Source organism: Mycobacterium deserti, from assembly GCF_025345615.1.
GTDB lineage: Bacteria > Actinomycetota > Actinomycetes > Mycobacteriales > Mycobacteriaceae > Mycobacterium > Mycobacterium deserti.
The window spans coordinates 143,452-156,683 of record NZ_JAODWD010000001.1 but is presented as its reverse complement, the minus strand read 5'-3'; the positions used below and the strand labels follow the sequence as shown (position 1 = coordinate 156,683).

The 13,232-nt window shown below is 66.7% G+C and carries 14 protein-coding genes; 9 read left to right on the top strand and 5 right to left on the bottom strand.

What is annotated here, in order from left to right:
* Nucleotides 1–4: 4 nt before the first annotated feature.
* Both N4S67_RS00745 and N4S67_RS00740 read right to left on the bottom strand, forming a co-directional pair.
* Complete coding sequence (locus N4S67_RS00745; RefSeq protein ID WP_260991030.1) at nt 5–547, bottom strand: DUF1003 domain-containing protein; 543 nt, start codon at nt 545–547, stop codon at nt 5–7.
* Nucleotides 544–1,836, bottom strand: coding sequence for a magnesium transporter MgtE N-terminal domain-containing protein (locus N4S67_RS00740; RefSeq protein WP_260991029.1), 1,293 nt, complete (start codon nt 1,834–1,836; stop codon nt 544–546). The genes N4S67_RS00745 and N4S67_RS00740 overlap by 4 nt, the downstream gene beginning before the upstream one ends.
* Before the next feature lie 26 nt (nt 1,837–1,862).
* Here N4S67_RS00740 and N4S67_RS00735 point away from each other — a divergent pair, with 26 nt between their 5' ends.
* Entirely contained in the window at nt 1,863–2,819 is a 957-nt protein-coding gene (locus N4S67_RS00735) for an HpcH/HpaI aldolase/citrate lyase family protein (RefSeq protein WP_260991996.1), read from the top strand.
* On the opposite strand, the gene N4S67_RS00730 is transcribed toward N4S67_RS00735, so the two are convergent.
* Nucleotides 2,816–3,265, bottom strand: a complete 450-nt coding sequence (locus tag N4S67_RS00730) for a DUF4190 domain-containing protein (RefSeq protein WP_260991028.1) — start codon at nt 3,263–3,265, stop codon at nt 2,816–2,818. The genes N4S67_RS00735 and N4S67_RS00730 overlap by 4 nt on opposite strands.
* A gap of 2 nt (nt 3,266–3,267) precedes the next feature.
* A complete protein-coding gene (locus tag N4S67_RS00725; protein ID WP_260991027.1) occupies nt 3,268–3,972 on the bottom strand; it encodes a DUF4190 domain-containing protein in 705 nt (234 codons plus the stop codon).
* A gap of 107 nt (nt 3,973–4,079) precedes the next feature.
* Here N4S67_RS00725 and N4S67_RS00720 point away from each other — a divergent pair, with 107 nt between their 5' ends.
* The 6 genes from N4S67_RS00720 to N4S67_RS00695 all read left to right on the top strand — a co-directional run bounded on the left by N4S67_RS00720 (nt 4,080) and on the right by N4S67_RS00695 (nt 9,764).
* Nucleotides 4,080–4,604, top strand: a complete 525-nt coding sequence (locus N4S67_RS00720) for a general stress protein (protein WP_260991026.1) — start codon at nt 4,080–4,082, stop codon at nt 4,602–4,604.
* 176 nt (nt 4,605–4,780) lie between these two features.
* Complete coding sequence (locus N4S67_RS00715) at nt 4,781–6,178, top strand: ABC transporter substrate-binding protein (protein ID WP_260991995.1); 1,398 nt, start codon at nt 4,781–4,783, stop codon at nt 6,176–6,178.
* Nucleotides 6,175–7,104, top strand: a complete 930-nt coding sequence (locus N4S67_RS00710; RefSeq protein WP_260991025.1) for a carbohydrate ABC transporter permease — start codon at nt 6,175–6,177, stop codon at nt 7,102–7,104. Before N4S67_RS00715 ends, N4S67_RS00710 begins: the two co-directional genes overlap by 4 nt.
* Before the next feature lie 2 nt (nt 7,105–7,106).
* Entirely contained in the window at nt 7,107–7,943 is an 837-nt protein-coding gene (locus tag N4S67_RS00705; protein ID WP_260991024.1) for a carbohydrate ABC transporter permease, read from the top strand.
* Nucleotides 7,944–7,947: 4 nt separating this feature from the next.
* Nucleotides 7,948–9,174, top strand: coding sequence for an ABC transporter ATP-binding protein (locus tag N4S67_RS00700; protein WP_260991023.1), 1,227 nt, complete (start codon nt 7,948–7,950; stop codon nt 9,172–9,174).
* Nucleotides 9,171–9,764, top strand: a complete 594-nt coding sequence (locus tag N4S67_RS00695; protein WP_260991022.1) for a suppressor of fused domain protein — start codon at nt 9,171–9,173, stop codon at nt 9,762–9,764. Before N4S67_RS00700 ends, N4S67_RS00695 begins: the two co-directional genes overlap by 4 nt.
* A 3-nt stretch (nt 9,765–9,767) precedes the next feature.
* Here the strand turns inward: N4S67_RS00695 and corA are convergent, their stop codons facing one another.
* Nucleotides 9,768–10,865, bottom strand: coding sequence for a magnesium/cobalt transporter CorA (gene corA, locus N4S67_RS00690; RefSeq protein WP_260991021.1), 1,098 nt, complete (start codon nt 10,863–10,865; stop codon nt 9,768–9,770).
* Between the two features lie 123 nt (nt 10,866–10,988).
* Between corA and N4S67_RS00685 the strand changes: the two genes are divergently transcribed.
* Both N4S67_RS00685 and N4S67_RS00680 read left to right on the top strand, forming a co-directional pair.
* Nucleotides 10,989–11,978, top strand: coding sequence for a malate dehydrogenase (locus tag N4S67_RS00685; RefSeq protein WP_260991020.1), 990 nt, complete (start codon nt 10,989–10,991; stop codon nt 11,976–11,978).
* Between the two features lie 65 nt (nt 11,979–12,043).
* Entirely contained in the window at nt 12,044–13,228 is a 1,185-nt protein-coding gene (locus tag N4S67_RS00680) for an NAD(P)-dependent malic enzyme (RefSeq protein WP_260991019.1), read from the top strand.
* The last annotated feature ends 4 nt before the right edge of the window (nt 13,229–13,232 follow it).

Here is a 13,232-nt window from a genome sequence, read left to right as displayed (position 1 = left end):
TGTTTCACCCCGATTTCTTGGACCGGCGTTCCGGAATGTCGACTTTGCCCTCGGGATCGGCTTCCGAACGCGATTCCTGCAGCGCCGCGAGCATCTCGCGGATCTCCTCGAGTTCTCTGCGCAGGTAGTCGCGGGTGGTTACTTCGCCGACGGCCAGACGCAGTGCCGCCAGCTCGCGTGCCAGGTATTCGGTGTCGGCCTTGGTCTGCAGCGCCCGGCGGCGGTCCTCGTCGAGCGACACCCGGTCGCGGTTCTCCTGGCGGTTCTGCGCCAGCAGGATCAACGGCGCCGCGTACGCGGCCTGCGTGGAGAACGCCAGGTTGAGCAGGATGAACGGATACGGGTCCCACCGCAGGCTGACCGCGAACAGGTTCAGCGCGATCCAGACGATCACCAGCATCGTCTGGACCGCCAGATAGCGCCCGGTGCCGAGGAAGCGGGCGATCCTCTCACTGAACCGGCCGACGGCCTCGGGGTCGTAGTTGAAGCTGATCCGGCGGGAGGGCAGCGGGGTGTCCAGCCGCCCGCGGGGCGACGGCTCGGTCATGTGGCTCCCTCGGCGGTCGACAGTTGCGGCTCCTCCATGCTTTCGCGCCAGTCCTCGGGCAGCAGATGGTCGAGGACGTCGTCGACCGAGACCGCGCCCAGCAGGTGGTTCTCGTCGTCGACGACGGCCCCGCACACCAGGTTGTAGGCGGCGAAGTACCGGGTGACGGCCGCCAGCGAATCCTCCGGCGTCAAGTTCGGCAGGTCGGTGTCCATGATCCCGCCGACGAGCTCGGCGGGCGGTTCCCGCAGCAGCCGCTGCAGGTGAACGCAACCCAGGTACTGGCCGGTGGGAGTCGCGGTGGGGGGTCGCACCACGAACACCAGCGACGCCAGCGCGGGCGTCAGGTCGGGATCGCGGACCCTGGCCAGCGCCTCGGCGACCGTGGTGTCCGGCGCCAGGACGACGGGCTCGGAGGTCATCAGGCCGCCCGCGGTGTCGGGCGAGTGCGACAGCAGCCGTCGCACGTCCTTGGAGTCCTCGGGGTCCATTCGGCGCAGGAACTGCTCGGCGTCCGACGGCGCCATGGACCCCAGCAGGTCGGCCGCGTCGTCGGGATCCATCGCCTCGAGCACATCGGCGGCGCGTTCGGCCTTCAGTTGCTGCAGCACGTCGAACTGGTCGTCCTCGGACAGTTCCTGGAGCACATCGGCCAGCCGCTCGTCGTCGAGCGCGTTGACGACTTCGAAGCGGCGCTTGGCCGGCAGTTCACGGATCGCGTCGGCCACCTCGACGGCGCGCTGGCCCTCGAACAGGTCGAGCAACTGGGCGACCCCCTGATCGGGCATCGCCAGTCCCGACGGCGTCAGCCCGTGCACATGCTGCCACTCCACGACGTGAACGTTGCTGCGCCGGAGCCTGCGCTGCGAACGCACCGCGACGCGGGTGACCATCCAGTCGCGGGTGCGGGTCTGCTCGATGCCGAGATCGGCGACTATGACCTCGATTCCGCTCAGCTGCGGCAGATCGGGATCATCGACACGGACCCGCGTTTCGATCACCTGGCCCAGCACCAGGACCTCACCCGGGCGTTGCGCGAAGCGACGCATCGACACGCTGCCGGTCGCCAACGTCACCGAGCCCGGTTCGATCGCCGTCACCCGCAGAATCGGAACGAAAATCCTTCGGCGGGTCAGCAATTCGACGACGAGGCCAAGCACCCGGGGCTGCTGACGCACAATGCTGATGCTGATCACCACATCGCGCACACGGCCCATCGACTCGCCGTCGGGGCCGAGCACCACCATTCCCGCGAGTCGTGCCGCGTACACCCGGTTCACCGCCGCCATGAGTGTCAAGAGTAGAGAGTGTGGTTGTGGAAAACCGGTATCGACCCCGCAGAACGATCCTTTCGGTTCCCGGCAGCAGCACCAAGATGATCGAAAAGGCCAAGGCGCTGCCCGCTGACGAGGTGTTCCTCGATCTCGAGGATGCCGTCGCCCCGGATGCCAAGGCCGAGGCCCGAACACGGGTGGCGACCGCACTCGCCGAGCCGGGCTGGGCAGGACAGCTTCTGGGTGTGCGCGTCAACGACTGGACGACGCCGTGGACCTACGCCGACGTCATCGAAGTGGTGTCGACCGCGGGCGCGTCGCTAGACATCGTGGTACTGCCCAAGGTGAGTGACGCCACCCACATCCACGCGCTCGATATGCTGCTGAGCCAGGTTGAGGCGACGCACGGATTGCCCCTGGGCCGCATCGGTATTGAGGCACAGATCGAGAACGCCCAGGGCTTGACAAACGTCGACGCGATCGCCACCGCCCCGCGGGTGCAGGCGCTCGTGCTTGGACCAGCCGACATGGCGGCGAGCCTCAACATGCGCACTCTCGAAGTCGGTGAACAGCCCGAGGGCTACGACGTCGGCGACGCGCACCACCACGTGTTGATGCGGATCCTGGTGGCAGCGCGGGCACACGGCGTCCTGGCGATCGACGGGCCGTTCCTGAAGGTGCGCGACGTCGAGGCGTTCCGCAGGGTTGCGGGGCGGTCGGCCGCGTTGGGCTATGACGGCAAGTGGGTGCTGCATCCGGATCAGATCGCCGCGGGCAACGAGGTGTTCAGTCCGAGGCAGGCCGACTACGACCATGCGGAGTTGATCCTCGAGGCCTACGAGTGGCACACCTCGCAGGCGGGCGGCGCGCGGGGGGCGGTGATGCTCGGCGACGAGATGATCGACGAGGCCAGCCGCAAGATGGCGCTGGTGATCGCGGGCAAGGGTCGAGCGGCCGGCATGGAGCGCACGGCAGAGCCGTTCCGCCCGCCGAGTTAGACCAGACTCCAGCCGCTGGCGAATATCGCGACGAAGAACACCAGGTACAGCGCCCACAGCACCATGGGGATCGCGCTGACGATCACGCCGGCCAGCGCCAGCCCCCACCCGTCCTGGCCGGTGCGCTTGGTTTCGCGCATGGCCATGAACCCGATGACCAGGCTGACGATCGACACGAAACCGGCGCAGAAGAACAGCGACACCAGCGCGACCACCAACGCCGCGATCGCCATGCCGTTCGTGCCCGGCGGCTTCATCGGACGGTAGGGGTCGTAGCTGACGCCGCCAGGACCCGGGTAGTAGCCGGGCGGATAACCGGGCGCCGGGTACACCGGCGGGGGCAGTCCGACTTCGGTCGGGTAGTCGAGCGGCGAGTTGTGCTGTGCGGCGGTGTTTTCCAGCGACGGGTACTCCATTCCGCCGGACGGCTGCGCCGGGCCGCCCATTGTCAGCTGGCGCCTACGAACGCCAGCGTCACGATGACGCTGAACAGGAATGTCAGGCCGCCGACTGCGATGCCCGCGATCGCCAACGCTCGGCCGCCTTCGCCCGATGTCTTGATCTGATTCAACGAGACGATGCCGAGGATGATCCCGACCACCGCGCCGATTCCGCAGAGCAGGCCGACGACGGAGGCCACCAGTGAGGCGATTGCCATCACATTCACCTTCTGGCTTGCCGCCCCGTAGCCGCCGGGGTAGCCGGGGCCCGCGGGATAGCCGGTCGGCGGTGCCCCGTAACCGGCCGGCGGCGGCACGTAGCCCGGCGGTGGCGCGCCGAACGGCGACGGCGGATAGGGCGGGATGCCGTATCCCGACGGGCCTGGGTAGGGCGGCGGCTGCCCGAAGCCCGGCTGGGTGGGCGGCGCGGGATACGCCGGTGGCGGAGGATAGCCCGGGTAGCCCGGCGACGGCTGCTGGTAGTCCGGCGGCGACTGCGGGTAGTCCGGCGTCTGCGGATACTCCGGCGACGGCGTGTAGGCGGGTGGCGCCTCGTAGGCCGGCGGGTCGAACGACGGCGTCTGCTGCCCGGCCGCCTCAGGCGGCGTCTCCTCTATCGACGGGGCCTCGTAACCGCTCGATGAGGGTTCCGAGGCGCTACCGGTGGAGTCGGATGATGCCGTTTGGCCTGCGTCCTCGCCCGGATTTGTCATGCTGTTCAACCTAGCGCACACCCCGGGCACCATCGCGGCCGTCGAGGCGTTGAAATGAGTGACAGCAGCCGCGAAGACGGGCGTGCACCGAAGGAGACAAAGAACCGATGACCAGCCCTTTCCAGCCTGGACAGAATCCCGGCGGCGCCCCCGGCGGCGCGGCTAAAGGACGCGGTCCGGCCGCGCTGCCCACCCCGCCGAAGGGGTGGCCGATCGGTAGTTATCCGACCTACGCCGAGGCGCAGCGGGCGGTGGACTACCTGTCGGATCAGCAGTTTCCCGTTCAGCAGGTGACGATCGTCGGCGTGGACCTGATGCAGGTCGAACGGGTTACGGGCCGGCTGACGTGGCCCAAGGTGCTCGGTGGCGGCGTGCTGACCGGCGCGTGGTTGGGCCTGTTCATCGGGCTGATCCTCAGCTTCTTCAGCCCCAGCCCGTGGGGGGCGCTGGTCACCGGCCTGGTCGCGGGCGTGTTCTTCGGCTTGATCTCGTCGGCGATCCCGTACGCGATGGCGCGCGGCACAAGGGATTTCAGCTCGACGCTGCAGCTTGTCGCCGGGCGCTACGACGTGCTCTGCGACCCGCAGAACGCCGAACGCGGCCGGGATCTGCTGGCACGCTTGACGATCTGATCGACGACCGGCATACACCGGCGTCGCAGGTCACGATTGCGACCCGCCCGCCGAGAGTGTTGCAAATCACGCGCATCTGGCAATACGGTTTCCGCGCGGGAGGTTCCCGCACGGAGCCGCCCCGGCGGTGACATCGGCGGCGGACGGGAGGAGCGGTGCGCGTCCCCGGCTTACGCGTGGGCCCACGGCGGCTAGGTGCTGCGGCGCTGGCTGCGCTGACGACGGCGTCAGCGGTCGCGGCCTGCGGTTCCGCCAGCAGCGGAACGGTCATCAACTACTACACCCCGGCAAACGAGGCGCAGACGTTCACCGCCGTCGCCAAGCGATGTAATGAACAGCTCGGCGGCCGGTTCACCATTCAGCAGATCAGCTTGCCGAAGGGCGCTGACGATCAACGCCTGCAGCTGGCGCGACGGCTCACCGGCAACGACAAGACACTCGACGTGATGGCGCTCGACGTGGTGTGGACCGCCGAGTTCGCCGAGGCCGGTTGGGCTCTGCCGCTTTCCGACGATCCGTCCGGTGAGGCCGAGCGTGACGCGACCAGCAACACCCTGCCGGGCCCGTTGGAGACGGCGACCTGGCAGGACAAGCTCTACGCCGCGCCGATCACCACCAATACTCAATTGCTGTGGTATCGAGCCGACTTGATGCCTGAGCCGCCGGCGACGTGGGATGCCATGGTCTCCGAGGCGACCCGGTTACACGCCGCAGGGGAGCCGAGTTGGATTGCCGTTCAGGGCAAGCAGTACGAAGGTTTGGTCGTGTGGTTCAACACGTTGCTGGAAAGCGCGGGCGGGCAGGTGCTTTCCGAGGACGGCGAAACCGTGACGTTGACCGACACGCCCGAGCATCGCGCCGCGACGGTCAAGGCGCTGCAGATCATCAAATCGGTTGCCACCGCGCCTGGCGCGGACCCGTCGGTCACCCAGTCCGACGAGACCACGGCTCGGCTGGCGCTCGAGCAGGGCAACGCCGCACTCGAAGTGAACTGGCCGTACGTGTTGCCTTCACTGCTGGAGAACGCCGTCAAGGGTGGCGTGTCGTTCCTGCCGCTGAACAACGACCCCGCGCTCGCCGACAGCATCAACGCCGAGGGCACCTTCTCCCCGACCGACGAACAGTTCGACGCCGCGTTCAACGCCAGCAAGAAGGTGTTCGGCTTCGCCAACTACCCCGGTGTGCAGCAGGGGGAGCAGGCCAAGGTCACCATCGGCGGGCTGAATCTCGCCGTCGCCAAGACGACGCAGCACAAAGCCGAGGCCTTCGAGGCCATCCGCTGCCTACGCAACGTCGAGAACCAGCGGTACACGTCGGTCGAGGGCGGCTTGCCGGCAGTGCGGACGTCGCTCTACGACGACCCCGAGTTCCAGAAGAAATACCCGCAGTACGAGATCATCCGCGAGCAGCTCACCAATGCCGCGGTCCGTCCCGCCACGCCCGTCTATCAGGCGGTGTCGACGCGGATCTCGGCGACGCTGGCGCCGATAGCCGACATCGACCCGGAGCGTACCGCCGACGAGCTGACCGATCAGGTGCAGAAAGCCATCGACGGTAAGGGGTTGATTCCATGACGGCCGTGGCGGACACCCCGGCGGCTGCGCCCGCAGCGGCGGGCGGCACTGACGACCGCAGATCCGAGCGCCGCCTTGCGTACCTTCTGATCGCCCCCGCTGTGGTTCTGATGCTGGTGGTGACGGCGTACCCGATCGGCTACGCGGTGTGGTTGAGCTTGCAGCGCAACAACATGGCCGCACCGCAGGACACCGAGTTCATCGGGCTGGAGAACTACGTCACCATCCTGTCCGACTCGTATTGGTGGACGGCGTTCTCCGTCACCCTCGCGATCACTGTCGTGTCGGTGGCCATCGAGTTCGTGCTCGGCATGGCGCTGGCACTGGTGATGCACCGGACGATCTTCGGCAAGGGTGTGGTGCGCACGGCCGTACTGATTCCGTACGGCATCGTCACCGTCGCCGCGTCCTACTCGTGGTACTACGCGTGGACGCCGAGCACCGGCTATCTGGCGAACCTGCTTCCGGAAGGCAGTGCGCCGCTGACCCAGCAGCTTCCGTCATTGGCGATCGTGGTGCTCGCAGAGGTATGGAAGACCACGCCGTTCATGGCGCTGCTGCTGCTTGCCGGACTCGCGCTGGTGCCCCAGGATCTGCTCAATGCCGCCCAGGTCGACGGTGCCGGGGCATGGCGGCGGCTGGTCAAAGTGATTCTCCCGCTGATCAAACCGGCGATCCTGGTCGCATTGCTCTTCCGCACCCTCGATGCCTTTCGCATCTTCGACAACATCTACGTCCTCACCGCCGGCGCCAACAACACCGGATCGGTGTCGATCCTCGGTTACGACAACCTGTTCAAGGCCTTCAACGTGGGCCTCGGTTCGGCCATCAGCGTGTTGATCTTCCTGTGCGTGGCGCTCATCGCGTTCATCTACATCAAGATCTTCGGGGCTGCTGCGCCGGGATCCGACGAAGAGAGGCGCTGAGAATGTCTGATCGGGTTGGCGCCGGTCGCGCGACGGGATGGACCGTCATCAACGTGCTGGTGATCATCTACGCGCTGTTCCCGGTACTGTGGATCCTGTCGCTGTCGCTGAAGCCGACGTCAAGTGTCAAGGACGGCAAGCTGATCCCGGCGCAGATCACATTCGAGAACTACAAGGCCATCTTCCAGGGCAACGTCTTCACCTCGGCGTTGATCAACTCGATCGGCATCGGCCTGATCACCACGGTCATCGCGGTGGTGATCGGAGGCATGGCCGCCTACGCGGTCGCCCGGCTCGACTTCCCCGGCAAGCAGGTGCTGATCGGCGTCGCCCTGCTGATCGCGATGTTTCCCCACATCTCGCTCGTCACACCGATTTTCGAACTCGAGCGGGCCGTCGGGCTGTTCGATACGTGGCCGGGTCTGATCATCCCCTACATCACCTTCGCGCTTCCGCTGGCCATCTACACGCTGTCGGCGTTCTTCCGCGAGATCCCCTGGGATCTGGAGAAGGCGGCCAAGATGGACGGGGCCACGCCCGCGCAGGCGTTCCGCAGGGTCATCGCGCCGCTGGCGGCACCCGGCATCGTCACCGCCGCTATCCTGGTCTTCATCTTCGCGTGGAACGACCTGTTGCTGGCGCTGTCGCTGACGGCCACCGAGCGGGCGATCACGGCGCCGGTGGCGATCGCGAATTTCACCGGCAGCTCGCAATTCGAGGAACCGACCGGGTCGATCGCGGCGGGCGCGATGGTCATCACGATCCCGATCATTATCTTTGTACTCATCTTCCAACGACGAATCGTCGCGGGTTTGACGTCCGGTGCGGTGAAGGGATAGCGCGATGGCCGATATTGTGTTGGACCGGGTGACCAAAAGCTACCCGAACGGCGCGACGGCCGTGAAGGACCTGTCGATGACCATCGCCGATGGCGAGTTCATCATCCTGGTGGGCCCGTCGGGCTGCGGCAAGTCGACCACGCTCAACATGATCGCGGGCCTCGAGGACATCTCGTCGGGTGAACTGCGTATCGGTGGCGAGCGGGTCAACGAGAAGGCGCCCAAGGACCGTGACATCGCGATGGTGTTCCAGTCCTATGCGCTCTACCCGCACATGACGGTCCGGCAGAACATCGCGTTCCCGCTGACGCTGGCCAAGATCAAGAAGGACGAGATCACCCGCAAGGTCGACGAGGCGGCGAAAATCCTTGACCTGACTGACTTCTTGGATCGCAAACCTGCACAGTTGTCCGGCGGTCAGCGACAGCGGGTGGCCATGGGACGGGCGATCGTGCGCGATCCCAAGGCGTTCCTGATGGACGAGCCGCTGTCGAACCTCGATGCGAAGCTGCGCGTGCAAATGCGTTCGGAGATCTCGCGTTTGCAGAACCGGCTGGGCACCACGACCGTTTACGTCACCCACGACCAGACCGAAGCGATGACGCTGGGCGACCGGGTGGTGGTCCTGCTGGGCGGTGTCGCGCAGCAGATAGGCACGCCGGAAGAGTTGTACAACGAGCCGGCCAACCTGTTCGTCGCAGGTTTCATCGGATCGCCTGCGATGAACTTCTTTCCCGGCACGCTCACCGACGTCGGTGTGCGCCTGCCGTTCGGTGACGTGACGTTCACTCAGGAAGTGCACGACCGGCTCGAGCAGCACGGCAAGCCGGAGAAGGTCATCGTCGGCATCCGGCCCGAGCACCTCGAGGACGCCGCGCTGCTCGACGGGTATGCCCGGATCCGGGCACTGACGTTCCAAGTGACGGTCGACATGGTCGAGTCGCTGGGCGCCGACAAGTACGTGCACTTCAAGTCCGAGGGCGCGGGTGCGGAGTCGGCTCAGCTTGCCGAGCTGGCCGCCGAATCCGGCGCGGGCGGAGACGAATTCGTCGCAAGAGTTTCCACCGAGTCGAAGGCCAGAACGGGCGACACCATCGAGTTGGCGTTCGACACCTCGAAGCTGACGATCTTCGACGCCGAGTCGGGCCGGAACCTCAGCCTCGCGCCGGAGGGAAAGAACGCGGAGCCCGCGGCGCAGAGCGCGACTGAGTCGACGCCGCCGAGCGAGTGATCGACGTCCTGGCGAAGGTTCGCGAGCACCTGCGCGAGCATTTCGTCCGGGCGGGTGTCACCGCGAACCCCGGCGCGGCCAGCGTCACGTTCCTGGGCACCGAGACCATTGAGGTGCTCCGGTTCGGCCCCGACGGTGACGGTGTCGTCCACTATGTGTCGCTTGGTTGTTCGCGTCATCCGATGTTCGAACCGACTGAAATGGTGACCGATGCGCTGCACGGCCCGCGGGCGGAGGTCGTCGTCGCCTTGCGCGGACCGACGCCCAAGGGGCTCGCCCGGTCGCTGGCGGTGCTGGCCGCCGCACCGTCGGTCGAAGGGCTGATTCTGGAGCCAGACGCGTTGATCGACCTCGAGACGCCGCTGTGGGACGGCGCTTCGTTCACCGCGTTCCTGTTGAGCGACAGCGCCATCGGCGACGTCACCTTGACCGATCCGCTGCCACCGGTGAAGTTGTTGAAGGCCACGCCGATCACCGCGACCGAGGCCGCGTGGGTGCGACTCAAAGGGGCCGACGCCATGCGCGAAGCATGGCAGCAGGACAGCGTCGACGTGCTGGACCCGTCCCGAAGGGCCGCCAAACCCAGCTGAGCGCTAGAGCCAGTTGTTCCGGCGGAAGGTGCGGTAAAGCAACGTGCACACTGTCGTCATCAACAGCAGCACCGCGGGATAGCCCCACGTCCAATGCAATTCGGGCATGTGATCGAAATTCATGCCGTAGATGCCTGCCAGCGCCGTGGGCACGGCGGCGATCGCCACCCACGCCGAGATCTTGCGCATGTCGGTGTTCTGCTGCATGGCCACCTTGCCGAGCGCGGCCTGCACCAGAGAACTGAGAACGTCGTCGTAACTGGCGATGCGGTCCGCGGCTTGGGTGTTGTGGTCAAGGACGTCCTGCATGTACCGGCGCAGCTCGACCGAGATCAGGTCGTCGTGGTCGGTGAAGATCCGCTCCATGGCAAGCGCCAGCGGGCTGACCGCGCGGCGTAACTCGACGACCTCACGCTTGACCATGTAGATGTTCTCGATGTCGGTCTGGCGGTCGGTAGAGAAGATGTTCTCCTCCATCGCGTCGATGTCCGTCTCGATCAGATCGGTGACGTCGAGGTAGCCGTCGACGATGTGGTCGGCGATCGCGTGCATCACCGCGTACGGGCCGAGCCGCAGCAGCGCGGGGGAGACGTCCAGCTGCTTACGCACCCCGGCCAGCCCGCTGTGGTCGCCGTGGCGGACGGTCACCACGAAGTCCTTGCCGACGAAGATCATGATTTCGCCGGTCTCGACGATCTCACGCGCCTTCGCGATGGAGTCGTGCTCGATGTAGTTGACGGTCTTGAGCACGAGGAACAGCGTGTTGTCGTAGCGCTCGAGCTTGGGCCGTTGGTGGGCGTGGACGGCATCTTCGACGGCGAGTTCGTGAAGGTCGAACACCTCGGCGACCGCCTGCATCTGGCGGTCGTCGGGTTCGTGCAGTCCGACCCAGACAAACGCGTCCTTGCCCTCGCTCTCGAGTTGACGCACCTTGTCCAGCGCCGCTGCATGGGTGTACTTGCCGGGCAGTCGCGTGCCATCGCAGTAGATGCCGCAGTCCACCAGCGCGCGTGCCACCGGCACGTGAATAGCGGCGGCGTCCACGGCGGTCGGTTTCACCGAGTGCCGCGGGGACGGCGATATCGCGCGAAACGACGGCATCGGGTCACTCCCCCCACGACTAAAGGGCGCAGATCTGGGCCGTGGTCGATGCTACGCGGCTGGCCATGTCGGCACCCTGCTAGTTTCGTCCCGAAACCTAACGGAGTCCAAGGAGCATTCGACGTGAGCACAACTCCCCTCAAGGTCGCCGTCACCGGTGCCGCCGGCCAGATCGGCTACAGCCTCCTGTTCCGCCTCGCCAGCGGCTCGCTGCTGGGCCCCGACCGTCCGGTAGAGCTGCGACTGCTCGAGATCGAGCCGGCGCTCAAGGCCCTCGAGGGTGTCGTGATGGAGCTCGACGACTGCGCGTTCCCTCTGCTGTCCGGTGTGGAGATCGGCTCGGACCCGAACAAGATCTTCGACGGCGTGAACCTGGCGCTGCTCGTCGGCGCGCGTCCCCGCGGCCCGGGCATGGAGCGCGGCGATCTGCTCGAAGCCAACGGCGCGATCTTCACCGCACAGGGCAAGGCGCTCAATGAGGTGGCCGCAGACGACGTCCGGATCGGCGTGACCGGTAACCCGGCGAACACCAATGCGTTGATCGCGATGACCAACGCGCCCGACATCCCGCAGGAGCGGTTCTCGGCGCTGACCCGCCTGGACCACAACCGCGCGATCTCGCAGCTGGCCAAGAAGACCGGCGCGGCGGTCACCGACATCAAGAAGATCACCATCTGGGGCAACCACTCGGCCACGCAGTACCCCGACATCTTCCACGCCGAGGTCGGCGGCAAGAATGCGGCCGAGGTGGTCAGCGACCAGAACTGGATCGAAAACGACTTCATCCCGACGGTCGCCAAGCGCGGCGCGGCGATCATCGACGCCCGCGGCGCTTCCTCGGCCGCGTCGGCCGCGTCGGCCACCACCGATGCCGCGCGCGACTGGCTGCTCGGTTCGCCCGAGGGTGACTGGGTCTCCATGGCCGTCGTCTCCGACGGCAGCTATGGCGTGCCGGAGGGGCTCATCTCGTCGTTCCCGGTGACCACCAAGGACGGCAACTGGTCGATCGTGCAGGGCCTGGAAATCGACGACTTCTCTCGCGGCCGTATCGACAAGTCGACCGCCGAATTGGCCGATGAGCGCAAGGCCGTGACGGATCTCGGCCTCATCTGAGGCGGCGTTCGAGGGCCGGCGAAGGCGATTAGGTTACCTACCAGTTCGTCGTTACCCTCGACGCCGTGTCCCAAGCCGTGTGGAACCTAGCCGACAAGCGTGGCCCGATCGTCGTGAATGACGAAGAGATCTTCGCTGCGCACGTAGGCGGAAAGCTCGGCGTAGAACTCAGAACGCCGCTGGACACCGAGCGCGCGCTGTCGATCGCCTATACGCCGGGCGTGGCTCAGGTCAGCAGGGCGATCGCCGCCGATCACACGCTCGCGCAGCGATACACGTGGGCCAACCGCATGGTCGCTGTCGTCAGCGACGGCAGCGCAGTGCTCGGACTCGGCGACATCGGCCCTGCCGCGTCGCTGCCGGTGATGGAGGGCAAGAGCGCGCTGTTCAAGGCGTTCGCCGACCTGGACTCGATCCCGCTGGTGCTCGACACCAAGGATCCCGACGAGATCGTCGAGACCCTGGTGCGGCTGCGCCCGACGTTCGGCGCGGTCAACCTCGAAGACATCTCGGCGCCACGGTGTTTCGAGATCGAGCGCCGGCTCATCGAGGCGTTGGACTGCCCGGTCATGCACGACGACCAACACGGCACCGCGATCGTCGTGCTGGCCGCGTTGCTCGGCGCGGCGAAGGTGCTCGACCGCGATATGGGCGCACTGCGCGTGGTCATCTCCGGCGCGGGCGCCGCAGGTGTGGCGTGCGGCAAGATCCTGCTGGCCGCGGGCGTCGGTGACATCACGCTGCTCGATTCGCAGGGCATCGTTCACGCCGGGCGCGACGACCTCAACGTGTACAAGCGCGAGATGGCCGAGCAGACGAACCCGCGCGGGCTGACCGGTGGCCTGGCCGAGGCGCTCGACGGCGCCGACGTGTTCCTCGGGCTGTCGGCCGGTGTGGTGCCCGTCGACCTCGTGGCCACCATGGCGCCGCAGGCCATCGTGTTCGCGCTGTCCAACCCCGACCCCGAGATCCACCCCGACGACGCGAAGAAGTACGCGGCCGTGGTGGCGACGGGCCGCAGCGATTTCCCGAACCAGATCAACAACGTGCTCGCCTTCCCAGGGGTCTTCCGCGGTGCGCTGGACGCCGACGCGCGTCGCATCACCGAACAGATGAAGGTGGCCGCCGCCGAGGCGATCTTCTCCGTCGTCGGCGACGAACTGTCGGTCGACTGCATCGTGCCCAGCGTGCTGGACCCTCGGGTGGCCCCCGCGGTGGCGCAGGCGGTTGCCGCCGCGGCAGGCACCTAGGCCC